Here is a 25287-nt window from a genome sequence, read left to right on the forward strand (position 1 = left end):
CGATGTGGAGCGTTTTCCTGCTGGCAGCGGCGCTCGGCTCACAGACGCCTGACCCGTATGCGGCTCTGGACGGGGAGGCTGCGGCCATTTGCGCGAATGCCGAGCACGCCATGGATGCAGGGCGTCACAAGGAGGCTGTCGCCGGGTTCCAGATGTGTGAACAGGCCGCGCGTCGCGGGCTCGATCTGGAGCGCGGCGAACTGTGGGCCTTGCAGGCGCGTATCAGCCGCCGGCTTGCTGCGGCCCGTCAGGCCGATGGCGATGCCACCGGTGCAGCCAACGCAAGCTATATGGCAGACCGGTACGAACAGCTGGTAAGCCAGCTGCCCGATCTGACCCGGCAGGCGCGGGCCCGCACCCTGTTCGAGGAAGGCCGCTATGCCGAGGCCGAAGCGATTTCCCTGGCCCTTCTGGCCGAAGCGGAAGCTGGCGAGCATCGGGTAGGGGCGCTCCATGACCGGCTGTATTCGCTGGCTAGCGCCCTCCTGCCCCAGGGGCGCGCGCAAGAGGCGATACCGCTGCTTGAACGCGCCGTGGACGAGGCCAGACGCAGCGGGGAAGGCGGCGAGCCGGAAATCTATCTGAACATGCTGGCGGAAGCCTATTTCGACGCGGAGCGCTTTACCGATAGCGCCGAAATCCTGCGCGCGCTCTATGACAGATCAGGCGGGGCTGCGCGGTCCACCTATGGCAATAATCTCGCCCGGGCGCTGGATGGGGCGGGCCTGCACACGGAGGCCGAAGCCCTGCTGCGCAGGGCAGTATCCGATGCCCGCGCCGACGATGGACGCATGGGCTCCAACCCGCACAGGCTGGCGCGCGTGCTGTTCAATCTTGCCCGCAATCTCGCCGCTCAGGGCCGGCATGAGGATGCCGCCAGCCTGTTTGCCGAGTCCGCCGCGCTGACCGTGCAAAGGCGTCCAGCCGGCCATACCGACATTATCGCCGCCCACACCTGGCTGGTGGGCCACACACTTGCCAACACGCGCGATGCGCAGGCCGCACTGGACGGCGCGCGCATACTCAGCGCCAATCTCGACCGGTATCTGGCCTCTGGCGGAGAGGGCGCAGACCGCCAGCGCGCCATCCAGAATGCCGGGGAACCACAGGCCCTGTTCACCCTGCATGTCGAAGCGGCCTGGGCCATGGCATATCAGGGAGCACGGCAATGATCCTGCCCGTCAAACAAAAGGCGGTTGTCCTGGCCGCAGCAGCCTGCCTCGCCGTCTTCACGCTTCCAGCCCCAAACGCCGCCGCGTCCGGGCTTGGCGCCCTGTCAGCCGCCCAGCAGGCGAGTATTCCGCCGCAGGACATCGCCGCGATCGAGCGCCACAGCGCGGCGGGCGAGGCTGCCTTCCGCAGCAGCGATTTTCGCACCGCTACGCGCGAGTTCGAAGCCGCCTTCCTGATCTATCACCGCCATCTGGGGCTCAATCATCCCCTGTCTGTCGTTGCGGGCGCCAATATGGGCATGGCCATGCTGGGTCAGGGCCGGTTTGCCGAAGCGCTCGAAGTGCTGGAGGTCGCGGACGAGATCCTCGCAGAGATTGATCCGGGCAATACCCGCCGGCCGGGCATTCAGCGCGCGATCGCGATGGCCCGCGACCGCCAGAATCCCGGCGCACCGGCTGGCGCGCAGCCGGCACCGCAGCAATCGCCGCAAACTGCATCCCCCCAACCCACATCCGGCAGTTCGGTTGATGCGCTCAACAACGAGGCCGCCCGCGCGTATCAGGCAGGCGACTATGCGCGCGCGGAGACCGGCTTCCTGCAGGTGCTTGCCGCCCATGAGGAGGCAGGTTCCGGGCGCAGCGAAGGCGCAGGCGTCGCCTGGGTCAATCTGGCCGAGGTCTATAACCAGACACGCCGCCACGCCGAGGCGGAAAATGCACTCGCCCGTGCCCGCGCCATTTTCGAGGCCATCTCCCCCTCTCACCGCTATCTGGCGGTGGTGGAGAACAATCTGACCTCCGTTCAGCGCCATCAGGGCGGACCAGAGGCGGTGCTTGCCGGCTACCAGTCCGCGCTGGAGCGCATGCGTTCCACTTTCAGTGCCGACCATCCCAACACCGCCGCAGCCATGGGCAATCTCGCCAGCGCCTATCTCTCGCTGGACCGCCCGGCAGAGGCACGGCCACTGCTGGAAGATGCGCTGGCGATTGAAATAGCCGCCTATGGCCGGGGCGCGCCGGAAAGTGCCGACACCGTCAGCGGGCTGGGCCGGGCCTATCTGGACCTTGGCCGCTATGAAGATGCCATCCGCTTCCAGCAGGACGCGCTCGACGTGCTGGAACAGACCGCCAACGCCAATCCGCGTCACGTGGCCACCCTGCGCCAGCGTCTGGGGCGCGCCCTGCAGATGGCCGGACGGGCAGGCGATGCGGAGCCTGTTCTGCGGCAGGCCCTTTCCGAGAGTGAGGCTGCCTTCGGTCCCGGCACACGCCAGCCGGTTAGCGCGATGAGCTTTCTGGCCTCAGCCCTGTTCGATCAGGGCCGCTACCAGGAAGCCGAAAGCCTGCAAAGGCGCGCCATTGCAGAGGCGCAGCGGCTCGATAATGCCGAGCGCGCGAGCGTTACCGGCGCGCTGGAAAGCAATCTGGCAGGCAGTTTGCGCATGCTGGGCAGACTTGGTGATGCCGAAACGCTCTACCGGGCGTCGCTGGACGCTGCCGAGCGGGAGGGTCAACCGCTCTCCATCGCCATGAGCCTTGAAAATCTGGCCGGCTCCATCCGGGCTCAGGGCCGGCTGGATGAGGCAGCGGCCCTGCAGGTGCGCGCGCTTGATCTTTATCGCGAGACGCTGGGCGCCGACCATCCCGAGGCTGTGCGTGCCTTTGCCAATGCGGGAACGACGCTGGGCCTTGCCGGTGATTATGAGGGTGCTGAACGCCTGATGCGCGGCGGGCTGGACGGGCTGACAGGGCGCATCCCCGAGACGCATACCGCGCTTCTCGTCGCACGTGCGAACCTCGCCTGGCTGTTTCTGCGCCATATGAACCGGCCCGCCGAGGCGCTGCAGCTCTACCGCACGGCCTCCAGATCCATCGTCAGCGCCGCGCTGGATGCTGCCCAGGCGGCTGGCACAGATACGGCTGCGACGGCGCTCATCGTGCGCCGCAACGACATGTTCCAGCTCCACACCGAAGCGGCCTGGGCCGCTGCCCATAATGAAGGGTAACACCATGCACACCCGCAATATTGCGCGCTTTGCACGCACCCTGCTGGTCTCCACCTGCCTTGCTGGCGCGGCCTTAACGGGCAGCAGCTTCGCGCAAGGCTCGCAAGCCTGCCCGGAAGGCTCGATGGCGTATGAGTGTCTGCGCGCGGAAGGATATTGGGCCGCGCAATGGGCGATACAGACCTCTGCTGCCCGTGCCCTGTCGCAGGTCGGCGCGCGCTTTGCCTCCAGCGATGATGCGCTGGGCCTGCTCGTCGCTGAACGCCGCCGTGTGGCCGACCAGCGCAGCGCCGCCGAACGCCGGCTCTATGAGGCGCTGGCGATTGCCGATGCGGCCTCACGCGAGGAAGCCACCGCCGCCGCGCGCGCCACACTGGACACAGCCTCTGGCCGGCTTGGCGAGATTGACACCGCCCTGTCGCGCGACTTTCCCGAATACACTGAGCTCACCAGCCCGCAGCCCCTGACGGTCGAGGCTACGCAAAGCCTGCTGCGCGGCGATGAGGCGCTGATACTGATCCTTTCCGGGGAGCACTCCACCTTCGTCTTTGCGATCGATCAGGAGGGCATTGACTGGGCGCGCGTGGAGGTGACGGCAGCAGAGCTCGGCGAGGCGGTAGACCTGCTGCGCCGGGGCGTCGATCTCGATCACGGGCGCGGCCCCTGGAACGCGGTCGCGGTGCAGGCCAGCTCGGCGGCTGCAAGCCTGCCGGTGTTTGACCGACAGGCGGCGTTCCGGCTCTACCAGCAGCTATTGGCCCCTGTGGAGGCCCGGCTTGAGGGCAAGGCCCATGTCTATGCGGTGCCGTCCGGCGCGCTATCCAGCCTGCCACTGGCCCTGCTGGTAACCGAAGCGCCCACCGGAGCGGACAATGATAGCGATGCGCTGCGCCAGACCGCATGGCTGGGCCGGCGCCATGCGATGACGGTGCTGCCCTCGCCCGCCTCGCTGCGCTCGCTGACGCGCTTTGGCGCCAGCCGGGCCACGCAGCCTTTCCTGGGCGTTGGCGATCCGTGCATTGGCGCGCGCACAGGTGCGGGGTGCGAGCGTGCGCCCGCCAGCTCTGGCGAGCCCCGGCAGCGCGCCGGCGGTGTAACGCGCGGCGTTTTCAATGCCAGCGCCTCAGCTGACGGCGTGTTCCAGGCTGATGTGGAGGCGGTGCGCGCCTTGAGCGCCCTGCCCAACACCCGCCCTGAGCTCGTCGCACTCGCCGAAGCGTTCGGCGCAGAGCCCCGGCGCGATCTGCTGGTCGGCGACAGTGCGACCGAGACCAATCTGCGCAACACCGCCGGTCTCTCCAATCGCCAGGTTATCGCCTTTGCCACGCATGGCCTCATCGCCGACGAGCTGCCGGGTCTGACCGAGCCAGCGCTGGTCCTGACCCCGCCTGCCGAAGCCAGCGATGGTGATGACGGGCTTCTGACGGCTTCAGAAATCGCGCGCGACCTGACGCTGGATGCCGACTGGGTGATCCTGTCGGCGTGCAACACGGCAGCGCCGGGCGGAGCGGGTGCGGAGAGCCTGTCCGGGCTTGCCAGCGCCTTCTTCTATGCCGGCGCGCGCGCCCTGCTGGTCTCGCACTGGGTGGTGGATGACGCCGCCGCGCGGCGTATCACAACCGGCACACTGTCAGCGATGAACGCCGATCCGTCAGCGGGGCGCGCAGAAGCGCTGCGCCAGTCCATGATGTCCATGATGGATGATCCGGACTTCACCCACCCTGCGATGTGGGCACCCTTCGTGCTGGTGGGGCAGAACCGCCCGGCGGAGTAGGGGCGCTAGCCTCCCGTCAGCCGGACGATAAGCTGGCGCACATCCTCAACACGTCCGGCAATGGCCGCGCCGGGCAGCGCGGCCACACTCTGCAGCATCTCCAGCGGCTCGCCGTCTTCGCCACTGCGGCGCAGGGCCGTGATCGAGTATTTGAACACGTCCGGCTCGCACTGGCCGCCCGTGAACGGATCAACCGCATAGAACTGCCCGAACTGGCCGGTATTGGTGTGCAGTATGCAGCGCTCCTCCGGGCTCAAGGACAGCCAGATCAGAGCGCGAAAATCATCCATGGCAGGCCCGGCATAATCCGAATGGCCAAGCCCGGCGCCGCCTGCCGCGCTGGTGTCTATGGTGCTGAGACCGGCCACCACGACCGGATAGGGCGGGCTGGAATCACCCGCGCGCGGATTGCCGCCATTGATCCGGCGTGACAGGCGCAAGGCCCGGTCCCGGCTGGAGGCATACAGCGTCATCCCGCTGGCCAGATGGCCGATTTGCGGGATCAGGGCCATGAATTCTTCGGCGTCGACATCGGGCGAAGCCCACACAACCTGATCAAACAGAGGCTCAGGCGGGCTGGGATAGGCTTGTGCAAAACGCTCCAGCGCGCGGGCGAGGAAGCGGTTGCCCATCGAATGGGCCACAATATGGATGCGGTGCGCATTCGCGCCATTCATCAGCAGGTAGAGATAGTCCACAAGATCGCGGATATTGTCCTCATTCACCTCCCGCCCGTCGGCAAAATAGCCCAGCAGGGAGGCGCGCGAGGGCCAGGAATAGAGGGCCGGCACGCCGTCAATTTCCAGATCGACCGCCAGCTGCGCCGCGCGTTCGGCCGCGCCCCGGAAATCGGAATTGAAGCCGTGAATGAAGACCAGAAGCTCACGCCGCTCTGAGGCGTCCATCGCCTCGCCCAGCGCATCGGTGAAGGCATAGTCGTCGGCAAACGGTTCCACCCGCTCAAGGATGAAATACTCACCGCGATACTGGTCGAGATCGCCGGGATAATCGCTACGGCGCGGGATGGTGCCAATATCGCGATTGCGCGGCACCGACACCGTCACCACGCCAAGGTCCAGCATCGCCGGCGTAACGCCGTAAAAGGCATTGGGGTCTTCAGAGCCGGTGCGCACCCGGTTGGTGCCGTAGAATACCGGCACGATGACATGGTCGGCATCCGCGCCCGCTGCCGGATCACGCGTCAGCGCTTCCTCATCCTCGCGCGCCACTCTGGCGCGCAAAACCGCCAGCTCTGCCTGTGCGCCGGGAAGATCATGGGTCTCGCCAGCGGCCGACGCTGCCGCCTCCACAGCCAGCGCCGTCTCCATCAGATAGAGAAAATCACGCGCGCGCGCCGCACCCGCCTCCTCCAGCACCGCATAGGCGTCATCAAGGATTTCGCGCGCCCGGTCGAACCGGCCCTGCGACATCTCCAGACGCGCCTCGCCAATCAGGCCGTGCGCCCACGCGCCCTCGACCGTATCGGATGCAGCAATCAGCGTACGGGCTGTTTGGTAGGCAATGCGCGCGCGCGCGATATCACCGCATTCTGCATGCCAGTCTGCCAGATCGAAATGGAGGGCGATCTGCCCGGAGCGGTCCAGCTCCAGACCGGCAAGATCAAGCGCTTCCACCCGGCCGGGATCAAGGTCACAGCTCTGCGCCCGGACGGTGCCTGGAGCGGCCAGAACGACCAGCCCGGCAAACATGCATGCCAGCATTCTCATGTGCACTGCTCATCCCTTTTGTCAGAGCATGCCCTGCTCACCCGAAATTCTGCGGCACGCGGCACGCCCTGTCGAGCGCGATAGCGCTGGACTGTCCGTCTTTGTCAGACAACATACCGGGCAAGCGTTTGCCAGCGCGGGCCTGACACGCAATCATGGGCGGGAAGCGGGGCCGGTACGGGGAGGTGGCGGGTTATGGCTTGCAATCATTTGAGGATCTGGGCGCTGAGCCTTGCCCTGCTGGCCGCGCCGCACGGCCTGGCGCAGGAAACGCCGCCACTGGCACCGTCGATCACCGAACCTGACGCCCGCGCCCTTATCGAGGCCGCTGAAGCGATCGACATGGAGCAAGACCCTGCCGGTGCGCGCGCGGCCTGGGAAGCAGCCTACGATACCGCCCTGACGCTGGGCGATGTGGACGCGACCGACCGCGCCGCGATCATCAACCAGCTGGGCTCCGCGATCTTCTATGCGGGCGGGCGCGAGGAAGCGCTGGGCCTGTTCCGGGAGGCGGCGGACATTTTTGCTGAAGCCGGCCCGGACCATGCAGAGGCACTGGAACAGTCGCTGGGCAATGTCGCCTCGATACTGGCAACCCTAGGCAGGCTGGCCGAGGCCGAACAGGTGCAGCGCGAGGTGATGGATATCCGCCGCACGCTCTACCCCGAAATGCACGTCCAGATCGCCCGTTCCTATTTCGAGCTCGGCTCGGTGCTCAATGCGCGCGGCGAGCTGGACGAGGCAGCCAGCCTTGTTGAGCGCTCGCTGGACATCCGCCGCGAGGTTCTGGAGGCGGGGCATCCCCATATCGCCATGACGCAGGTCAGCCTCGCGGCCATCCTGACGCGGGCCTACCGCTACGCCGAGGCGGCAGAGCTGTCGCGCGACGCTGCCGAGCAGCTGGAAGCCAATTTGCCGCCAGGCCATCCCTTTATCAGCTTTGCCCGGTCCAGCTATGCGGGCGCGCTCAATGCCTGGGGTCGGTATGAAGCGGCTGAGCCCCTGCTGCGGCGCATTCTTGACGAGCGCAGGGCGAGCCTTGGCGAAACACATCCCCAAGTCGCTGACACGCTGAACAATCTGGGCGTTGCCCTCTACGCACAGGGGCGCGAGGCGGAGGCCCGCCCGCTCTTCCTGGCTGCGCGGGACATTTACCGCACCGCGGCCGGCGCGACATCGGTCGAGGCGGCGCGCATGCAGATGAATGCCGCCGACGCCGCCATGGCGGCTGGTGATTATGATACCGCCCGCGCCGAATGGCTCGATACGCTGAGCGTATTTGAGGAGACAGGCACGGCGGGTCCGGACCGGATACGGGTGCTGGCCGAGCTGGCGGCGCTGGAAGCGCTGAGCGGGAACGCACCGGCTGGACGGCAGCGTCTGGGAGAGGCGCGCGCGCTGGCCGTGTCCTACCTGCCCGAAAGCCATGCGCGCCGCCATGAGCTGACGATCGACGATGTATGGATTGACGCTGTCACCGGTAACGCCATGCGCGCTGTGCCGCACGCAGTGGACGACGCCGTGATGGCGCTCGCTGCCGAGCTGGACCTGGTGGATGTCGATGCCGCGCGCGACATGGCGCGCAGCCGCCAGCGCGCTTTCCGGCGCGCGCTGGACATAGCCATGGCAGCAACCGACCGCGAGGCGGCGTTCCGCTATATGCAGCTGGTTCACACAACCGGGCTGGCGCTGGCCGCCGAGGCGACCGCCCTGCGCGGACGCGCCGGGGAGGACGGCACTGCGAGCCAGGTCCGCGAACGTCAGGATGGCTGGCGCGCCCTGCGCCGGGCCGAGGACAATTATATCAGCCTGCTGGCCGCCAGTGATGCGGCGGACCCGTCTGAAATCGCCGACGCCCGGCTGGCCTATGAGAGCGCCCGCGAAGAGCTGGCTGCGATGGCCGGGGCCAGCGATACGCAGACCGGCACGGCGCTGGTCAGCCTCGACGCCGTACGGGGCGCGCTTCAGCCGGACGAGACAGTGATCGCCTTTGCCTTCACCGAAGGGGGCGGGGTGGCTCTGCGTATCGGCCCTGACGGCGCGGAAATCGACCGGCTGGCCATCAGCCGCGATGAGGCACAATCGGCAGTCACCCGCCTGCGCGCGGCGCTGGAGGCCGGGCCGTCTGCCAGCCTCTCGCGCGCCTTCCCCGCCGCGCCCGCCCACCAGCTCCATGAGGGCGTCTTCACGCCGCGTGTAAGAGCCGGGATCGAAGCGGGCAGCAGACTTTTCATCCTCGCGGACGGTCCCTACCGCTCCATTCCGTTCGAGGTATTGCTGACAACCGAATACACAGCGCCGATGCACAGCGATGAAGCATTGCGCGGCGCGCCCTGGCTGATCCGTGACCATGGCCTTGCCACACTGGCCTCGCTGTCCAGCCTGACCACGCACGAAAACGCCCCGTCCCGCCCGCCTTTCCTGATCGGTTTTGGCGCTCCGGTATTCGAGGGCGAGCCGGACGCGGCGCCAATGGCACTGGCCGCGCTGTTGCGCAGTGGCACGGAGGGTCTGCGGGCGCTTTCCGCGCTTCCGCCCCTGCCGGGAACGCGCGCTGAGCTGGAAGAGCTGGCCTTGCTGTTCGGGCCGGAGCGTTCCGATGTACGTCTGGGGATGTGGGCCACCGAAGCGGCTGTGAAGACGGCGGAACTTGACCAGGCCAGCGTACTGGTCTTCGCCACGCACGGCCTTCTGCCCGGCGCGCTGGAAACCGTGTCCGAACCGGCACTGGCCTTTACCCCGCCAGCCGAGCCCGGCCCGTTCGATGACGGGCTGCTGACCGCATCGGAGATAGCGCAGCTGCAGCTGCAGGCGGACTGGGTTGTCCTGTCCGCGTGCAACACGTTTGCCGCCGATGGCATTTCGCGCGCGCCGGACCGGCTGGCGCAAGCCTTCCTGTATGCCGGTGCGCGCAGCCTGCTGGTGTCGCACTGGGCCGTGCGCGACGACGTGGCAGCGATCATAACCGCCGAAACGGCCCGCCGCACTCTCGCCGGCGAGAGCCGCGCGGAGGCTTTCCGCAATGCGGTGCTGGGCGTGATGGATGATCCTGCCATACCCGGCGGCGCCCATCCGGGCATCTGGGGGCCGTTCGCCCTGATTGGCCAGTGACGCGATGTCAGTTGGTTATGAGGTAGTAAGGGATCTGGGCGCCGGTCAGGTTGGTGATCTCGATAATGAAGGGTTCCGACCAGACCGGCACCCACTGGCAACTCACCGGGACCGGGCCGGTCAGCGTCTCGCATACCGGCTCGCCGGACGCGCGCCGGATGGACAGGCGCAGCGTGCCCGGCCCGCGTGTCTGCAGCGAAACCCGCGCTATGCGGCCCGAATGGAAGCTGTCACGCAGGACAGCAGCCTCCGCGCTGGCGAGCACGCCATTGCGATAGGCCGGACCGGCAATGCGCCCGCGCGCGGGCGGCACGCTCTCACCCAGCTCCTCCGCGCGCGCAAACCAGCGCCCGGCCAGATCGGCTTCGCCCTCTGCGGGGCGTGCACCGCTGGATTCCAGGAGGCTCGCCGCCGCCAGCAGGGCCGGACCATCGCTCTCCGCCTCACCGCGAAAGCCGATATCGAGCGCGGCGAGAATCTGGCCATCCGGCTCGGCAACAGCCGACAGGACCGGCGCCGCTTGCTGCGATGCACAGCCGGTAAAGGCGGACAGGGCAATTGCCGCCGCCGCGAGGGCGCAGAGATACTGGCGCATCGTGGGAGCCTTCTTCAATGATCTCCGTCACCAGTCTAGACCAAACCCGGACCCGCCCGAAAGGTGTGCCTTTGCGTATCCTGCAATCCACGTTCGGACGCCTTGCCGCCCTTATCGCCACGCTGGTCAGCCTGGCGGCGACGGCGGTGTTCCTGATTGCGTATTTCGCCTTCGCCTTCGTGTCCGACCAGACCTTGCGCCAGCTGGTGGATACCGACGCAGCAGGGCTGGTGGATATCTACTCCATTGAGGGCGAGGCGGGGCTGCGGCGCTCCTTGCAGGACCGGCTCGCCTTACGCCCGCTGGAGGGCGAAGGCCCGGTCTATCTGCTGGCCGACCCGCAAGGCGAGCCGCTCGCGGGCAATCTGGCCGGGTGGCCGGACGCGTTTTCACTCGATGCCAGCTGGGTGAGCGGCGTGTTCACGGTGGATGGAGAGGCGCTGCCCCTGCTCGGCCGCGCCTTTCTCATGCCGCAGGATTTCCGCCTGTTCGTTGGCCGCTCCACGACCAGCCAGGCCGAGGCGCTGGCCCGGCTGCGCACGATCTTCACCGCCGGCTTCTTCATCACGCTGACCCTCGGCGTTGCCGCGGGCCTCGTTGCCGCGGGCTGGATCATGCGCCGGGTAGAACGCCTCAACCGCACCTGTCAGGCGGTGCGTGACGGCGCCATTGACCAGCGTGCGCCGGGCGCGGACGGGGCTGACGAGTTCGGCCTGCTCTCGCGCAATATCAACGCCATGCTGGACCGGATAGAGCGCCTGATAAGCGCGCAGCGCGACGTCTCCGACCTCACCGCGCACGAATTGCGTACACCGCTGGTGCGCATCGACCGCACGCTGGCGGAGGCGGGCCATGATCCTGAACGGATCGAACAGGCCCGTGAGCAGGTGGCGGAGCTGGGCGAGCTCATCAATTCGCTCATGGACATTTCTGCCATCAGCGCGGAGATCGGCGATACGCGCGGGCTGGAGATGCTGGACCTTGCCGCCCTTGCCCGCTCGGTGACACCGCTCTACGCCGATGTGGCGGGCGAAAAGGGGGCGAGCGTGAAGCTGGACGCGCCCCGCCCGGTGATGATGCGCGGCAGTCCGGCCCAGCTGGGCCGGCTGATCGCCAACCTTCTCGACAATGCGGTGAAATTCCTGCCCGAAGGCGGCGAGGTGAAACTGATCGTGCGCGAAGGTCCGGTGCTCATTGTGGAGGACAACGGCCCCGGCGTGCCGCCTGACTGGCGCGAGCGCGTCTTCCTGCGCTTTGCCCGTATCAGCCATGGCGGGCCGCGCGGGCACGGGCTCGGCCTCTCCTTCGTCCACGCCGTCGTGCGCCGCCACGGCCTGACGGTTGATGTCGAGGATGCGCGGCCCGGCTCGGCAAGACCGGGCGCACGCTTCATCGTCCGCCCGGCCGGTGATCCGGCATGAGCGCGCCGCCCTCCCTTGCCAGTCTCGCCCGCCAGTTTGCCCGGATCGGTTTTCTGAGCTTTGGCGGACCGGCTCCGCAGATCGCCATGCTGCACGATCTGGCTGTCGACCGGCAGGGCTGGATCAGTGACCAGGAATTCCTGCGGGCGCTCAATGTCTGCCACCTTCTGCCCGGACCGGAAGCCATGCAGCTCGCCACCTGGATCGGCTGGCGCCTTGGCGGGGTACGCGGCGGTCTGATCGCCGGGGGTTTGTTCGTCCTGCCGGGCGTCATGGTGATTTTCGCGCTATCGGCTCTCTACGCCTATGCGGCAGACCTGACACTGGTCAGCGCCGCTTTCACCGGCGTTCAGGCCGCCGTGCTGGTCATTCTGGCCAGCGCCGTCGCGCGCCTTGGACAGCGGACGCTGAAATCGGCCGGCAGCCTCGCCATTGCGGGCGGGGCGTTTCTGGCCCTGCTGTTTGGCCTGCCCTTCCCGGCCATTGTCGTGCTCGCAGGGCTGGCGGGGCTGTGGCTGACACCCAAAGCCGCCACGCCCGATCAACCCGAAGTGGTCTCAGACCCAGAAAAGCCAGACCAGATCAGGCGCAGCACGATCACCCTCCTGTCATGGCTGGCACTGTGGCTGGCACCGCTGGCACTGGTGTTTGTGATGCTGGGAGGCGAGCATCGCCTGACCGAGATCACGGCCTTCTTCTCCTGGCTGGCGATTGTCAGCTTTGGCGGGGCCTATGCGGTACTGGCCTTCATGGCGCAGGCGGGCGTGGAGCAATATGGCTGGCTGAGCGCGGGCGAGATGGCCGACGGCCTGGCATTGGCCGAATCCACGCCCGGTCCGCTGATACTGGTGACCCAGTTCACCGGCTTTCTGGCAGCCTTCCGGGAGGCCGCGCCCTTCACGCCGCTGGTGGCGGGCCTCATGGGGTCGCTGCTGACGGTCTGGGCGGTGTTTGCGCCCTCCTTCATGGCGATCTTCACGCTCGCGCCATGGATGGAGCGGCTGAACCGGATGCGCACCCTGCAAAGCGCCCTGAACGGTATCTCCAGCGCAGTTGTGGGCGTTATCGCCAGCCTGGCCGTCTGGTTTGCCACGCAAGTGATGTTTGGCGTGACCGGCGAGATCAGCTTTGGGCCTTTCCGGCTGATAACGCTTGATCCGGCCAGCATCAATCTGGCCGTGCTCGCCATTGCAGGCGTGTGCGCTGGTCTCGCCTTCACCTTGAAGCGGGGCGTGATGACACTGGTCGCGGCAGGGCTGGCCATGGGGCTTGCCCTGCCGCTTGCAGGCATTGTCTAGGCGACAACCTCGTCTTTGAGGGTGCGTGCCGCGAGGAAGAAGGCGATGGAGGCAATGCCGCCCACCCCGCCGAATGTCACCATCGACCAGCGTATCCCTTCAGCCGCGCCCATGGTCTGGGCGAAGATATCGCTGAACGTGCCGACCAGAAGCGGGCCAAGCCCGAGACCGATCAGATTGATGATGAAGAGCAGAACCGCCGCCGCCGTTGCCCGCGTCTGCGGATGCACAAGGCTCTGCGCGCTGGCAAAGATCGGCCCGTACCAGATCGCGCCGGCAAAGACCGGCAAAGCCAGGATCAGGAAGGACAGCGCCACATTGTCCACCAGCATGGCCGCGATGAAGGGGATCACCGTGACGAGGCCCGCAATCGCCGGCACGGTGGCGTAGCCAGCCACATTCTTGCGCGCTGCCCGGTCGGCCAGCACACCGCCAAGGAAGGTGCCTGCCGCGCCGCACACCCCGATAATGAGGCCAAGCGCGGTGCCGACAAAGCCTATGGGGCCGAAGCTGACGCCGATCATCTCGTTGACGCTGGCCGCCATTGCGGTGAGGCCCTCGCCGTGATTGCGCAGATAGAAGGAGCCGTAAAAGGCAATATGGCCGTAGCCGACCATGGCGCTTAAAGCCGCGCCGATGGAAATCCACCAGAAGGATTTTTTCGATTTCAGCTCCTTGAGAGCGTCCCCGAAGCTTGGCCCCTTGACCGGGACCACCTTCTTTTCCAGCCCCCGGCGCGGTTCGGGCAGGGTGAGGAAGGCCATCACCGCCAGAATGATGCCCGGCGCACCGGCCACGAAGAACGCCGCGCGCCAACCCCAGACATCGGCGATAAGGCCGCCGAGCGCCATGCCTGCCAGCGATCCCAGCGGAATACCCATCGAATAGATGGCCAGCGCCGAGGCGCGTTCTTCCTTGGGCGTGTAGTCAGTAATGAGCGAGTGAGCGGGCGGTGAACACCCGGCCTCGCCCACGCCAACCCCGATACGCGCCAGCAATAGCTGGGTGAAATTGGCGGCCAGTCCGCAGGCAATGGTGAAGGCGCTCCACACCGCCACAGCCACCGAGATGATCTTCAACCGATCGGCCTTTTCGGCGTAACGCGCAATCGGAATGCCCAGCACGGTATAGAAGGCGGCGAAAGCCAGGCCGGTGAGCATGCCAAGCTGCCAGTCAGCCAACCCCAGCTCAATCTTTATCGGCTCGGCGAGGATGTTGACGATCTGCCGGTCGAGAAAATTGAAAATGTAGATGACGAGCAGCATGCCGATGGCATAGCGGCGCGCGCCGGGCGCAAGCGGCTGGGTCACCGGAATACCCGGTGGCGGGCTGGCAATGGCCAAGGCAGATCCTCCCCTGTGAAAACGCGGGCTTTGCCCGTCTGTTAGAAGAAGAGGTTAGAGCGCGTATCGCCCATGTGAAGCCCAATTCGGCAAACTATCAGCCCCGCGGACAGATCAGCACATTGGCATCAAACACGGCGCCCACCACGAACTGATAGCCGAAGGGCGCGCCAACGCTCGATCCGCTCAACTCCTCGCCATGGGTGTAGAGCACGGTCACGACCCGGCCGGTCTCGGGATCGACCCGGATCACATGGGAGGGTGCCAGCGCGGCTTCGTCCTCGACATGGGCCAGGAAGTCGAACACGCGCGGATGCGCCCCGATCCACAAATCCCCGCTCTCATCGATCTCGATATTGTCCGCGCCGGTGCGAACGGGAATGGAGCGGCGATGACGCAGCACGCCGGTTTCCGGGCTGCGCTCGAATACATTCACGCGGCGGCCCAGAAACTCGGCCACGTAGAGCGTTTCACCGTCAGCCGAGATATTGATGCCGTTGGCGTAGATCATGCCATCAGCGGCAATACGCCCGGTCTCGCCGTCAAAATAGCTGACACCGGCCAGCGGCAGGCCGAAATAGGCTTCCAGCTGCTGCATGATGCCTGACTGGTAGCGTGAATCATTGGTGGCGTAGAACTGGCGCGGGCCCACGGCGACCAGATCGTTGGGCGAAGACAGTTCGGGATAGGCAATGGTCTCGGCGTGGAAGAGCCGCCATTCATCATCAATGTCGAAGATTTCGACCGTATGCCCGCCCGCCAGCGGATGATTGATGACGAAGAGGCGCTGGGCGCCGTCCTCGCCGATATAGAGGCTTATCCCGTGCGGCTGGAAATCGTCCGGCCCGTCGACGCTCGCATAGCGCAGGGTCTGGAACGGATCGGCGATATCAAACGTCCAGATACCGCCCGCTTCCGGGTTGGCAGAGCGCCGGTCCGCCGCTGACACAAAGACGATGCCCGACTGGGGATGAATGGTCACATCCTCGGTGCCGGGCGCGATCTCCAGGCTCTCGCAACGCTCGGCCAGACGTGGCTCGTAAGGGGTGAGCATGCCCGATGCCGGCACGATCATGTAGGCGATGCGCGCCAGCGCGATCAGAACCACAAGCCCAATGGCGATGAGAATAACGCGGATCATGTGGAGCCCTCCCCGGTCGTGTAGACGGTAAAGTTAACGCAAGGCGCGGGAGCTGTCTTGCGGGAAATTGGGGGGGCGTTACCCCCGCTCTCCCGGCCGGTAGGCCTCCACCGCGCTTTCGCGCACCGCCTCGATGCTCATCGGCACGCGGCGCATCACCTCATCGGCAAAGTCCTGCATCTGGCTGGTATAGTGCGGGTCCCCGGGGCGGTTGGACGAGCCGAAATGATGGACCGCCCACAGCGAAAACTCCCCGTCCGCATCCCACTCGGCCAGCATGACGAGGCCGTCGCCCGCGACCATGGAGAGCGTGCCGTCGCCATTGCGCTGGCCATAGACCGCGCGCAGCGTGTCCGGCCCGCCCTGCAGCGGCACCGCCACATCACCGCGCCGGATGAAATTCACCTCCCGCCATAGCGGATCAAGTCGGCCATGATGCTCGGCGAGATATACTACTGCATCGCGGAACGCCTCATCCAGCGGCGGCCCGGCCCGGCCGGCAGCCCGCGCGGTACCCACGGGCTGATAGGTCAGGAGCGACAGGGCCGCGTTGCGATTGTCGAAATCGGCCCGTCCGTCCCATGCCTCGATAATGGCCAGTGCATCGGCCATAAGCGGCTCGTCCGACCAGTCCATACCAAGCAGTTCATCACGCAGTTGCATGGCCTGGCTGTCCTCATGGAAGGAATGGTCCCACTTGATGGCCAGAAGCTCATCGCGGCTGATCGTTTCCAGCGCGGCCAGCGCCGTGGTGGCGACAAGGCCGCGATTGGTCATGTGCGTCTCGATGCCGAATGTGCGCGGGAAATCGCCCTCCCGCGGGTCTTCATCGCCAAGCGTCACCCGGAAGGGGGTGTGGTTGGCGTCCACCACATAGCCCGCCGCCGGATCAACCATGTGCGGCAGGGCGGAGAAGGGCGCAAATTCGCTCCAGACCAGATCGGAGCGGTCACCGGGGAGAATGCCGCGCCAATCGAGGCCCGGCTCATCAAGGCGCAGCGGCATGCGGGCATTGTAATAGCGCGCAATGCGCCCGGCGGAATCGCCCACCACCCGGTTGGTATTGCCCATGGCGAGCATTTCCATGACTTCTTCGTATTCGGCGAGGGTCTGCGCCCGCATCAGCCGGTAGGTCTGCTCCACGCCGCGAAGATCGCCCTGTGTGGCATGACGGATGGCAAAGACGCCGCGCTCGGTGCGCAGCACCGTGCCATGGACAGAGCGCTCAATGGGGCGCGTCACCTGAAACGCGAACGGCCCCCAGACATGGACCAGCATGCGCGCGGTGGAGCGCTCCAGCGGCACGTACTCACCGTCGAGCAGGTAAGTGCGGCCATTGTCGGACAGGGTCAGCTCATAGACATCAATCAGGTCTGGCCGGTTGATGGTCGCGGCATGGGCCATGCCCGGATTGGCCCCCAGATGCAGCACGGGAACGCCCGGAAACGTACCGCCGGCAAAGTTCAGCCCTTCATCCGACATCATGTGGGTTTCATACCACGCGACCGGCCCTTCAACCGGCTGGTGGGAATTGATGACCACGCGAGTCGCCCCATCGTCCGAGCGAGACGGTGCAACCGCAATCGCGTTCGAACCGAGCTCGTGTTGCTCGCCCGGCGCGATGAAATGGACCTGAAGCTCCTGCCCGCGCGCGCCGTCGCGCTCCACATCCGGCGCAAAGAGATCGGTCAGCACATCGCTCATCCCGTAGAAGAGCGGGAAGTAGAAGGCCGCGAGCGCCGCCACATCCCGGCCCGTCACCGGAAAGAGATCACGCACACGCTCGTCCGGGTGCAGGGCCGCATAATAGTTCAGACCCGCCGCATAGCCACTGAGCAAGGCGCGCGTGTCGAGCGTGAGCTGGGTCTCGTACTCGGCTGCGACCAGATCGGTGACGCCCAGCGCCTGTACCAGATAGGCGCCTCTGGCTTCACTCTCGTCAGCGGCCAGCATTTCAGGGCCCAGAGCGGCGCGCAGGGCATACTGGATGGTGGGAAAATCGTCTTCCGCATGGGCGTAAGCCAACGCAAAGGCGGCGTCCCCGTCGGTCGCGCCCAGCACGCGCGGCACACCCCATTCATCGCGGAAAATTTCCGCCTCGAAATGCATGGCGTCGGCCAGCGCCGCCTGCGTATCAAAGCTGCGCACCTCCAGCGGTACAAGGCGCAAGCCGGCCGCAAATGCGCCCGCAACCGCCAGCGCCAGCACCACCGGCACTGCGATGAGAATGATCCGCCCGATGCGCATGAAACCCTCCCCGTTTCGTTTATTGGTGTGTCAGTGTGCACGCCCGCGCGCACGGCGCAATCTCCCGCTTGCGCCCATCCCCGCCGCATCGCACCATCACGCCATGAGCCATATTGATCCCACCCGCGACGCCTTCACCCTGTTCAAGGGCCTCGACCGCACCCAGCCGGTTGAGATGCTGAACCTTTTGCGTTTCCGCGAGATCGCCGCCTATCCTGATGACGGCAAGATCAGCGGAGAGGACGCCTACAAGACCTATGGCCGCGAAAGCGCGCCCGTCTTTGCCCGTGTGGGTGGCAAGATCATCTGGCGCGGCCTGCCGCTGCTCACGCTGATCGGCCCGGCGGAGGAGCGCTGGGACATGGCCTTCATCGCGGCCTATCCCAGCGCGAATGCGTTCCTGGAAATGGTCACGGACCCGCACTACCAGACACATGCCGTGCCGCACCGTCAGGCGGCGGTTGCCGATAGCCGGCTGGTGCGCCATGCACCGCTGCCCGTGGGGGACATGTTCGGCTAGACGCCCAGCAGTTTTGCCAGCTCATCCACGCTGCCTGCATAGGCAGGCGCACGCTGCGCCACCGCTTCGCGGCGCACCACCCCGCCAAAGCCGATAAAGGCATCGGCCCCGCCGCTGGCAAACGCCTCAAAATCAGTGATGCCATCGCCCACCATGACAGCGAGGTCCGCGCCGGTCAGGCTTTTGAGCGCCGCCGCCACTGGCCCCTTGCCGCCAGAGCGCGAGAGCGGGTTGTCCCGGTCGAAATCGGTTACCTTGCCGTCTGCATCGAAGACAAAGCGGTTGGCGCGGATATCGCCCGGCATGAAGCCGAGCGTGGAGAGCGCTGGCCCGAGAAGTTCCAGAAACCCGCCCGATACCGCGAACACGCCATGACCCTTGCCGCGCAAGGCATGGGTCAGCTCGAACATGCCAGGCGTTATCAGCTCTGCCAGCGCCACCGAGGCCGGCATGATGTCATCGCTGGTAAGCCCGGCTATCGCGATGCGCTGTTCCAGCGATTGCCGGAAATCCAGCGCGCCCGCCATGCCCTTGTCGGTGATCGCGGCGAGCTCGGCTGCACGCGCCTCGCCGCCCGGCTGGCTGGCGAGCGCGCGGGCCACGGCGAAATCAAGGCTCTCCACCGACAAAAGCGTGGAATCGACGTCAAAAATGATGATGCGTGCCATCAGCCCCCGTCCCTTGCCGTTACGGAGACTAACCCGCAGCGCTGATCCCGGTACCGATAGGGCAGGTCACGCCCGTGCCGCCAATGCCGCAATAGCCAGCCGGATTCTTGGCCAGATATTGCTGGTGATAGTCCTCGGCATAGTAGAACGGCCCGGCCTCGCGGATCTCGGTCGTGATCGCGCCCTTGCCGGCCTCTTTCAGGGCGGCCCCATAGGCTTTCGCTGATGCCTCGGCGGCTTTTTTCTGGTCCTTGCTGGTCCAGTAGATGGCGGAGCGGTATTGCGTGCCGACATCATTGCCCTGACGCAGGCCTTGCGTCGGGTCGTGGCTCTCCCAGAACACTTTGAGGAGCGTTTCGAAGCTGATGCGTTTTGGATCATAGACGACGCGCACCACTTCAGTGTGGCCGGTGCGGCCCGAGCACACTTCCTCATAGGTCGGGTTGGGCGTGATCCCGCCTGCATAGCCCGCAGCCGTGTTCACCACGCCCGGCAATTGCCAGAATACGCGCTCCACGCCCCAGAAGCAGCCCATGGCGAAAATCGCCTCTTCATGGCCATCCGGCACGGATGCTTTGAGCGTGCCGCCCTTGACGAAATGGGTGGCCGCCGTCGGCACGGACTGGATACGGCCGGGCAGGGCTTCGCCTGCCGGTACCAGCTCGGTTTTCCAGCGCGGGTCAGCATTAAGGGCCATTGCGATCAATCTCCGGAGCATTGTCTTCCAGCATATAGGCGCTGTGGGGGAAAACGCCATCGCCGCGTGACAGAACCCTGTCAGGACTGGTCATCAAGCCACCACTATCGCATCGTTATTACGCAGACGGCCTCCGGGCGCCTGTGACCGGAGCAAGGGGCTTTACGATGACGATCACGATGACCGTCCTGTTCATCGGCGCCGGGCTGGCGCTGCTGGTGGCGGGAGGCGAAAGCCTGGTGCGCGGGGCATCTGGCCTCGCAAGGCGGCTCGGCATCTCGCCCCTGCTGATCGGGCTTGTCGTTGTGGGCTTTGGCACCTCGACACCGGAGCTGACGACTTCCATGGCAGCAGCCTTGCGCGATGCGCCTGAGATCGCTGTCGGCAATGTCATCGGCTCGAACATTGCCAATATCCTGCTGATCCTCGGCCTTGCTGCCCTGCTGCGCCCGATCCGGATCGATCCGCGCCCCTTCCGCCGCGATGGCAGCGCGCTGGCCATCTCAGCGCTTGCAGGTGCCGGGGCACTCGCCTTCATCGGACTGGAGCGCTGGGTCGGCGCGGTGCTGCTGACTGGCCTTGCCGTCTATCTTCTCGTCTCATGGCTGACCGGCAGGGACCGCTCCGCCGCGCAGGAAGAGGCCGCACCCGCCACAAGACCTGCCGGGCGGCTCTGGGTCGAGCTTGCCTTCCTCGGCGCAGGCTTTGCCGGTGTGATCTTTGGCGCGGGGCTTCTCGTTGACGGCGCTGTCTCGGCGGCAACGGCGCTTGGCGTGCCGCAGGCCGTGATCGGGCTTACCATCGTGGCGGTCGGCACGTCCCTGCCGGAGCTGGCAGCCTCGTTGAGCGCTGCCCGGCGCGGGGAGGGCGATATCGCCTTTGGCAATATCGTCGGCTCCAACATTTTCAATATTCTGGGAATTCTGGGCGTGACCGCCCTTGTCTCCCCCTTGCAGGTGACAGGTGGGCTGGCGGGAAGCGACCTTGGGGTCATGCTCGCCGCCAGCGCGCTTTTGCTGGCTCTCGCCATCTGGAAGCAGCGCCTGTCGCGGCTTCACGGCGCGATCTTCCTCGCCCTCTACGCAGCCTATATCGCATCCATGGCACTGGCCTGAGCGGGCCAGATGCGCCATGCACAGCGCCCCTCTGCCAGCGCGCTTGACTGGACCGGGTTCTCAGATAGTTTGCGCCGCCTCGCGGTGAGGTGGCCGAGTGGTCGAAGGCGCACGCCTGGAACGCGTGTAGGCGGGAAACCGTCTCGTGGGTTCGAATCCCACCCTCACCGCCACTGCGCTCATTAGCACATTGATTATTAAGGGCTTTTTGTAAAGTCCGATTTCTACCCACCCCTCTACCCATGCGCGATCCGATGCGTCTCCGAAAGGGGATGCAGGCCGGTCGAACGTGGTGTAATTGTGCCACTGACCAAGTTTGAGCTGCTTCCGTTGAGCTACTAATTGCTGGACTGGCCGCCCAACTTAACGAGCTAGGGCACACGAAGCAAACGAGGCTACGAATGTTTTTAAGTTCTTACATTAGCAGAATTGAAGAACTTCTAGAAAGTGGCGACGCTGACAAATTAACCTATGCGGCGCTTGAAGCTCGGCTCGCGTTAGAACGTATTTGCTACGAAATTCTGAAGATAAATATTCAACATGTTGACGGCAACACGCGTGAAAAATGGCAACCAAAACCTCTTATAAATTCACTTCAAGAAACTGTCGATCCGTATATAACTAGTCCAAAAATAATTAGTATTTCTAAAACGCCTTGCGAAGAAGATAGGAACTTAACCAAAGAGGAGTTTGAACAATACGATTATGTGGAAATTGGCAGAACTGCTGGAATAGACTTAAAGAAATTTAATTCAATTTATCAATCGCTAGGATCCTATTTGCACACTCGAATGCCGCGACCGGAGACCATTGAAATAAGCAGATATCCCGTCAACGATAAAACAAAAGAAAAGATAATCGAAGCATTGTATTTGATTAAACATCACAATGAAGCAACCAATGTCCAAATCGGAGCGTTTGGCGAAACAACTTCATTTAAATGCTTATGTGGCACTGTTAACACGAGAATTATTAATGGAATTAAAAAAAGTCCGGCACTGAAGTGCGTGAATACGGAATGCCTTCACAAATGGAAAGTTACCGTATCAGACGAAGGCGATATCGAATGGAAGACGCCACTTGTAGAACTTGTTTGCAAGAACAACAACTGTAAATCCGTAAACCAAGCAACTCACGGTCAAATATTTGCTATTCACAAGGGTAAGTTTCATTCATGGTCTTGTGGGTCGTGCGGCACGGAGCACCTAGTTGGTTGGGGACTAAGCGTTCAGCAATGGCAATCACCCAAAAAATAACCCCGGCCACCATGGCCGGGGCACCGCACACCCTTGGAAGTTCGCATTAACAAGAGTGCTTGGTAAGTTTTCCCGTGGCGAGGAAGGCATGAAGGTTCACGGGAGTTAGTGTTCAACCCGGCTGTTGCCTTTGTCGGCCAAGCCGGAGTTGTAAAAGGATCGGTGAACGGCCTTGATGATGTCGGGGTATTTCGCGGCGGCTTTCTGAAGTTCCATTGAACCGGCAAAGCAGCCCGCCCCGTCCGGGCAATGCTTCTTGATGAGGTCGCCCGCAATCGAATTGTGCGTATCCTCTGACAGCCCAAGCAGGTAATGCGGTGTGCCATAGAACACGGCGGCGAATTCAAGGTTTTTCCCGGCCATGTCGCGGATTTCCTTCAGGCCGGTTTCCTTCTTGGACAGTTCGCGAATGAAGCCGCGAATGTCGGCATGAATGGGAGTGCGCTTGTCATTGAGCGCGAAGGCCGCTTCGATCTTGTTGAAGCCTTCATCGCTGAGTTCGCTGGCGAGTGCAGTCAGTCCGGCTTGCGCCTTTTCAAGCACACCCGCCACATCGTAAGCGATTTTCTGACCCAGCCCCGTGATCCGGGCCGTGAGTTAGTAGAGTCTGTTCGCCTTTCTTTCTGGGTTGATGTGGTTGGTCAAGGCCCGGTGAGCGGCGCTTGCGCGTAGCTCAAGCGAACCGGGCCGGGGGTGACGTGTTCGCTCGGCGTAGACACAAGGTGCGAGCCCGCCGAGTGCGGTGTGCGGTCTCTCGGTGTTGTAGTCGATCCTCCATGCCTCGATCAGGTCGCGCGCTTCGCCGAGCGAGGAGAACAGGTGTTCGTTCAGGCACTCGTCCCTGAACCGGCCATTGAAGCTTTCCACGAACGCGTTCTGGGTGGGCTTTCCGGGTGCGATGTAATGCCACTCCACACCGCTGTCCTTCTGCCATCGCAGGATCGCGTGACTGGTCAGTTCGGTGCCATTGTCGCTGACGATCATGCGCGGCTTTCCTCGCCGCTCGATCAGACGATCAAGCTCACGGGCCACGCGCACGCCTGACAGCGAGGTATCGACCACGACGGCTAAGGCCTCTCGCGTGAAGTCGTCGACCACGCATAGCGTCCGGAAGCGCCGCCCGTCGATTAGAGCGTCGGAGACGAAGTCGAGGCTCCAGCGATGGTTCGCCGCCGCAGGCAACAGTATCGGGCGACGGGTTCCAACCGACCGCTTGCGGCCACGCCGCCGACGGACCGCCAGCCCTTCTTCCCGGTAGAGCCGGTAGACCTTCTTGTGGTTCGCATAAAGACCCTCCCGTTCCAGCAGGATGCCAAGCCGACGATAGCCGAACCGGCGGCGCTCGCCTGCCAGATCGCGCAAGCGAGCTCGCAAGGCGTCATCACCACCAGAACGCTTCTGATACTGGAACGTGGAGCGATCAAGTTCTGCAAGGGCACACGCCCGACGCTCGCTCAGCCCGTGCCTGGTCACCATGTGGTGCACGGCCTGGCGCTTGACGTCGGGCGTCAGAAGTTTTTTGAGGCGAGGTCCTTCAGGGCCGCATTGTCCAGCATCGCATCGGCCAGAAGCCGCTTCAGCCGGTTGTTCTCCAGCTCCAGCGACTTTAGGCGCTGGGCATCGGATACTGTCATGCCGCCGAACTTCGCCTTGTATTTGTAAAACGTCGCGTCGGAGATGCCGTACTTGCGGCAGACCTCCTTCGTGCTCACACCAGCATCGTGCTCCCTGAGCATGCCGATGATCTGCTCCTCCGAATAACGGCTCTTGCGCATGGTCCATCCTCTTTTCGATGGACTCTACCATTCAATGGCCGGAATTCACGGGGCTGGGTCATTTCTTGCCAACAACGTGCTTTGCGACTTCAGTTCGCGTTTCATCAAAGTGCAGCGCGCCGATCTTGCTGACGCCGTTTTCAAGGGCTTCGTGGGCGCGGTTGACGTGGTTCATCGCGAGTTGGGGAAGCTTCGACGCATCGCCAAGCATAACCTTGCGTCCGGTCGGGATTGTTGCCCGTTCAAAGAAGGCGTTCGTGTCCGGTGTGTTGTTCAGCGGCTTAATGGGTTGAGCGTTAAACATGGCGATGGGCTTTCTCAGTTGTAGAGGGGCTTGGCGTCACGGTTGTTGAGTCCGTCCATGATCGCGTCGAGGGTTCGGCATTCTTCAAGAAGCTGGCGTTGCTGTTCTTCAATCCAGCTATCGACAGCGGCGATTTCATCCGGTTCAACCGGGGCTTCAGGCACCACCATGAAGCTATGGCCGCGCGGCATGTCCCCGAACTGGCGTGTCATGCGGGCCATGGCGTCGGCTTCCGTCTCGCCAAAGCGCACACCCACAACATGCGGCCAGCGAACGCCTGTGTTGGCCTCCATACGGGCGATGCGGCGGGACAGGGCGCGAAGGCTCATTGCAGCGTCCTGCCCTTCTCAAGCGCCTCTACGCGGGCCTCTAGGGCCGATCCCTCAATCATCCGCGACAGGATGGCCAAGATGTTCGCGAGGCGGCTGGCGTCTTCAACCTTCAGGGTGCCGGAGCGCGCGTCCCTGAACAGCCGGGCCGTCTGGTGCGCACAATCACCCACACTCAGCAGGCGCGCCCTGAACGCCTTGCGACGGCCACCCGAAGCGCCGTCACGGGGGGCAGGCAGCGGCATCCCGCTTTCAACCGGAAACTCGTTCTGTTCGACTTGCACGGATCAACACCCTAGGCAGCTCTAACTTGCCCACACGGTGCGGCACCTGCATTTGACACGTCAAACATTATTTTGAGATGCATTGCAGTTTATGTTATTCAATATTATATTAGCCGCTCGGCTTGCATTTCTTGTTTTCATCATACAACTTAAACATCAACTTCATCGCCTCGAACGCCACTTCCCGATCCGGCGAATTCGCCGCTCGCAACAGGCACTCAATCGAGTGCTTCAAAATCCAATTGCGATCTTCACCTTTCGGCTTGAATTCCTCACGGGTGTAAAAAAGCTGAAGCGCGGCAATGGCTGTGGTGCGATCCGACTGGTTCACCCAATGCTTCACCAAACGCTCAAGCGCCTTGAGATAGCTGCGCTCCAAGAGCGCGTTGATTTCTTCATCGGTTGGAGCCGGTCCCGTATCCGGTTTGTGTCCACGCTCCCAAGGTGTTTCATTCCACCAATCGGCTCTAGGTTCGTCAGTCATGGCGTAGTCCTTTCATCAAA

At 64.3% G+C, this 25287-nt stretch carries 22 protein-coding genes and 1 tRNA gene; 10 read left to right on the plus strand and 13 right to left on the minus strand.

Annotated features, from left to right (window positions below):
- Nucleotides 1–2 precede the first annotated feature (2 nt).
- Genes AB6B38_RS09445 through AB6B38_RS09455 form a run of 3 tightly spaced genes read left to right on the plus strand, consistent with a single transcriptional unit; the run spans nt 3 to nt 4952 of the window.
- Entirely contained in the window at nt 3–1172 is a 1170-nt protein-coding gene (locus AB6B38_RS09445; RefSeq protein ID WP_371392604.1) for a tetratricopeptide repeat protein, read from the plus strand.
- Nucleotides 1169–3178, plus strand: coding sequence for a tetratricopeptide repeat protein (locus AB6B38_RS09450; protein WP_371392605.1), 2010 nt, complete (start codon nt 1169–1171; stop codon nt 3176–3178). The genes AB6B38_RS09445 and AB6B38_RS09450 overlap by 4 nt, the downstream gene beginning before the upstream one ends.
- A gap of 4 nt (nt 3179–3182) precedes the next feature.
- Entirely contained in the window at nt 3183–4952 is a 1770-nt protein-coding gene (locus tag AB6B38_RS09455; RefSeq protein WP_371392606.1) for a CHAT domain-containing protein, read from the plus strand.
- A 5-nt stretch (nt 4953–4957) separates the two neighbouring features.
- Here AB6B38_RS09455 and AB6B38_RS09460 read toward each other — a convergent pair whose 3' ends face one another.
- On the minus strand, nt 4958–6679 hold the full coding sequence (locus AB6B38_RS09460) for an alpha/beta hydrolase (RefSeq protein ID WP_371392607.1): 1722 nt from the start codon (nt 6677–6679) through the stop codon (nt 4958–4960).
- Between the two features lie 195 nt (nt 6680–6874).
- Between AB6B38_RS09460 and AB6B38_RS09465 the strand changes: the two genes are divergently transcribed.
- Entirely contained in the window at nt 6875–9790 is a 2916-nt protein-coding gene (locus tag AB6B38_RS09465; protein WP_371392608.1) for a CHAT domain-containing protein, read from the plus strand.
- A 7-nt stretch (nt 9791–9797) separates the two neighbouring features.
- Here the strand turns inward: AB6B38_RS09465 and AB6B38_RS09470 are convergent, their stop codons facing one another.
- Nucleotides 9798–10385, minus strand: a complete 588-nt coding sequence (locus AB6B38_RS09470; protein ID WP_371392609.1) for a hypothetical protein — start codon at nt 10383–10385, stop codon at nt 9798–9800.
- Between the two features lie 65 nt (nt 10386–10450).
- Here AB6B38_RS09470 and AB6B38_RS09475 point away from each other — a divergent pair, with 65 nt between their 5' ends.
- Both AB6B38_RS09475 and chrA read left to right on the plus strand, forming a co-directional pair.
- Nucleotides 10451–11806, plus strand: coding sequence for a sensor histidine kinase (locus tag AB6B38_RS09475; RefSeq protein ID WP_371392610.1), 1356 nt, complete (start codon nt 10451–10453; stop codon nt 11804–11806).
- Complete coding sequence (chrA, locus tag AB6B38_RS09480) at nt 11803–13104, plus strand: chromate efflux transporter (protein WP_371392611.1); 1302 nt, start codon at nt 11803–11805, stop codon at nt 13102–13104. The genes AB6B38_RS09475 and chrA overlap by 4 nt, the downstream gene beginning before the upstream one ends.
- Here chrA and AB6B38_RS09485 read toward each other — a convergent pair.
- From AB6B38_RS09485 to AB6B38_RS09495, 3 genes are all read right to left on the minus strand, one after another.
- Nucleotides 13101–14447 carry a spinster family MFS transporter gene (locus AB6B38_RS09485; RefSeq protein ID WP_371392612.1) on the minus strand — a complete coding sequence of 449 codons (1347 nt, stop codon included), beginning with the start codon at nt 14445–14447 and terminating at the stop codon, nt 13101–13103. The two genes, chrA and AB6B38_RS09485, sit on opposite strands and share 4 nt — an antisense overlap.
- Before the next feature lie 97 nt (nt 14448–14544).
- Nucleotides 14545–15588 (minus strand): strictosidine synthase family protein, encoded by a 1044-nt coding sequence (locus AB6B38_RS09490; protein ID WP_371392613.1) that lies wholly within the window; start codon nt 15586–15588, stop codon nt 14545–14547.
- 78 nt (nt 15589–15666) lie between these two features.
- Nucleotides 15667–17835: a penicillin acylase family protein gene (locus tag AB6B38_RS09495; protein ID WP_371392614.1), complete on the minus strand. Its 2169-nt coding sequence runs from the start codon at nt 17833–17835 to the stop codon at nt 15667–15669.
- Nucleotides 17836–17938: 103 nt separating this feature from the next.
- Between AB6B38_RS09495 and AB6B38_RS09500 the strand changes: the two genes are divergently transcribed.
- Nucleotides 17939–18355, plus strand: coding sequence for a DUF1330 domain-containing protein (locus tag AB6B38_RS09500; RefSeq protein WP_371392615.1), 417 nt, complete (start codon nt 17939–17941; stop codon nt 18353–18355).
- Here AB6B38_RS09500 and AB6B38_RS09505 read toward each other — a convergent pair.
- Both AB6B38_RS09505 and msrA read right to left on the minus strand, forming a co-directional pair.
- Nucleotides 18352–19023, minus strand: a complete 672-nt coding sequence (locus tag AB6B38_RS09505) for an HAD-IB family phosphatase (protein ID WP_371392616.1) — start codon at nt 19021–19023, stop codon at nt 18352–18354. The genes AB6B38_RS09500 and AB6B38_RS09505 overlap by 4 nt on opposite strands.
- 28 nt (nt 19024–19051) lie before the next feature.
- A complete protein-coding gene (gene msrA / locus AB6B38_RS09510) occupies nt 19052–19720 on the minus strand; it encodes a peptide-methionine (S)-S-oxide reductase MsrA (protein WP_371392617.1) in 669 nt (222 codons plus the stop codon).
- 167 nt (nt 19721–19887) lie between these two features.
- Here msrA and AB6B38_RS09515 point away from each other — a divergent pair, with 167 nt between their 5' ends.
- The 3 genes from AB6B38_RS09515 to AB6B38_RS09525 all read left to right on the plus strand — a co-directional run bounded on the left by AB6B38_RS09515 (nt 19888) and on the right by AB6B38_RS09525 (nt 22091).
- Nucleotides 19888–20835, plus strand: coding sequence for a calcium/sodium antiporter (locus AB6B38_RS09515; RefSeq protein WP_371392618.1), 948 nt, complete (start codon nt 19888–19890; stop codon nt 20833–20835).
- An 83-nt stretch (nt 20836–20918) separates the two neighbouring features.
- A tRNA-Ser gene (locus AB6B38_RS09520) sits at nt 20919–21008 on the plus strand.
- Nucleotides 21009–21236: 228 nt separating this feature from the next.
- Nucleotides 21237–22091 (plus strand): hypothetical protein, encoded by an 855-nt coding sequence (locus AB6B38_RS09525; RefSeq protein ID WP_371392619.1) that lies wholly within the window; start codon nt 21237–21239, stop codon nt 22089–22091.
- 105 nt (nt 22092–22196) lie between these two features.
- Here AB6B38_RS09525 and AB6B38_RS09530 read toward each other — a convergent pair whose 3' ends face one another.
- From AB6B38_RS09530 to AB6B38_RS09555, 6 genes are all read right to left on the minus strand, one after another.
- Nucleotides 22197–22643, minus strand: a complete 447-nt coding sequence (locus AB6B38_RS09530; protein WP_371392620.1) for a hypothetical protein — start codon at nt 22641–22643, stop codon at nt 22197–22199.
- Nucleotides 22644–22688: 45 nt separating this feature from the next.
- A protein-coding gene (locus tag AB6B38_RS09535) for an IS3 family transposase (protein WP_371392216.1) occupies nt 22689–23866 on the minus strand; the annotation gives its coding sequence in 2 pieces (ribosomal slippage) (nt 22689–23614 and nt 23614–23866; 1179 coding nt in all).
- A 58-nt stretch (nt 23867–23924) separates the two neighbouring features.
- Nucleotides 23925–24170, minus strand: a complete 246-nt coding sequence (locus AB6B38_RS09540) for a hypothetical protein (RefSeq protein ID WP_371392621.1) — start codon at nt 24168–24170, stop codon at nt 23925–23927.
- A 14-nt stretch (nt 24171–24184) separates the two neighbouring features.
- Nucleotides 24185–24499 carry a hypothetical protein gene (locus tag AB6B38_RS09545; protein ID WP_371392622.1) on the minus strand — a complete coding sequence of 105 codons (315 nt, stop codon included), beginning with the start codon at nt 24497–24499 and terminating at the stop codon, nt 24185–24187.
- Nucleotides 24496–24783, minus strand: a complete 288-nt coding sequence (locus AB6B38_RS09550; protein WP_371392623.1) for a hypothetical protein — start codon at nt 24781–24783, stop codon at nt 24496–24498. Before AB6B38_RS09550 ends, AB6B38_RS09545 begins: the two co-directional genes overlap by 4 nt.
- Before the next feature lie 109 nt (nt 24784–24892).
- Nucleotides 24893–25267 (minus strand): hypothetical protein, encoded by a 375-nt coding sequence (locus AB6B38_RS09555; protein WP_371392624.1) that lies wholly within the window; start codon nt 25265–25267, stop codon nt 24893–24895.
- Nucleotides 25268–25287: the final 20 nt, after the last annotated feature.

This window comes from Glycocaulis abyssi, from assembly GCF_041429775.1.
In the GTDB taxonomy this organism is placed as follows: domain Bacteria; phylum Pseudomonadota; class Alphaproteobacteria; order Caulobacterales; family Maricaulaceae; genus Glycocaulis; species Glycocaulis abyssi.

Excerpts from the sequence above, each read along its gene's own strand:
- AB6B38_RS09460 (WP_371392607.1), bottom strand. The coding sequence starts at position 6,679 with ATGAGAATGCTGGCATGCATGTTTGCCGGGCTGGTCGTTCTGGCCGCT.
- AB6B38_RS09470 (WP_371392609.1), bottom strand. The coding sequence starts at position 10,385 with ATGCGCCAGTATCTCTGCGCCCTCGCGGCGGCGGCAATTGCCCTGTCC.
- AB6B38_RS09515 (WP_371392618.1), top strand. The coding sequence starts at position 19,888 with ATGACGATCACGATGACCGTCCTGTTCATCGGCGCCGGGCTGGCGCTG.
- AB6B38_RS09445 (WP_371392604.1), top strand. The coding sequence starts at position 3 with ATGTGGAGCGTTTTCCTGCTGGCAGCGGCGCTCGGCTCACAGACGCCT.
- AB6B38_RS09465 (WP_371392608.1), top strand. The coding sequence starts at position 6,875 with ATGGCTTGCAATCATTTGAGGATCTGGGCGCTGAGCCTTGCCCTGCTG.
- AB6B38_RS09490 (WP_371392613.1), bottom strand. The coding sequence starts at position 15,588 with ATGATCCGCGTTATTCTCATCGCCATTGGGCTTGTGGTTCTGATCGCG.
- chrA (WP_371392611.1), top strand. The coding sequence starts at position 11,803 with ATGAGCGCGCCGCCCTCCCTTGCCAGTCTCGCCCGCCAGTTTGCCCGG.
- AB6B38_RS09450 (WP_371392605.1), top strand. The coding sequence starts at position 1,169 with ATGATCCTGCCCGTCAAACAAAAGGCGGTTGTCCTGGCCGCAGCAGCC.
- msrA (WP_371392617.1), bottom strand. The coding sequence starts at position 19,720 with ATGGCCCTTAATGCTGACCCGCGCTGGAAAACCGAGCTGGTACCGGCA.
- AB6B38_RS09455 (WP_371392606.1), top strand. The coding sequence starts at position 3,183 with ATGCACACCCGCAATATTGCGCGCTTTGCACGCACCCTGCTGGTCTCC.
- AB6B38_RS09500 (WP_371392615.1), top strand. The coding sequence starts at position 17,939 with ATGAGCCATATTGATCCCACCCGCGACGCCTTCACCCTGTTCAAGGGC.
- AB6B38_RS09545 (WP_371392622.1), bottom strand. The coding sequence starts at position 24,499 with ATGAGCCTTCGCGCCCTGTCCCGCCGCATCGCCCGTATGGAGGCCAAC.
- AB6B38_RS09505 (WP_371392616.1), bottom strand. The coding sequence starts at position 19,023 with ATGGCACGCATCATCATTTTTGACGTCGATTCCACGCTTTTGTCGGTG.
- AB6B38_RS09555 (WP_371392624.1), bottom strand. The coding sequence starts at position 25,267 with ATGACTGACGAACCTAGAGCCGATTGGTGGAATGAAACACCTTGGGAG.
- AB6B38_RS09525 (WP_371392619.1), top strand. The coding sequence starts at position 21,237 with ATGTTTTTAAGTTCTTACATTAGCAGAATTGAAGAACTTCTAGAAAGT.
- AB6B38_RS09540 (WP_371392621.1), bottom strand. The coding sequence starts at position 24,170 with ATGTTTAACGCTCAACCCATTAAGCCGCTGAACAACACACCGGACACG.
- AB6B38_RS09495 (WP_371392614.1), bottom strand. The coding sequence starts at position 17,835 with ATGCGCATCGGGCGGATCATTCTCATCGCAGTGCCGGTGGTGCTGGCG.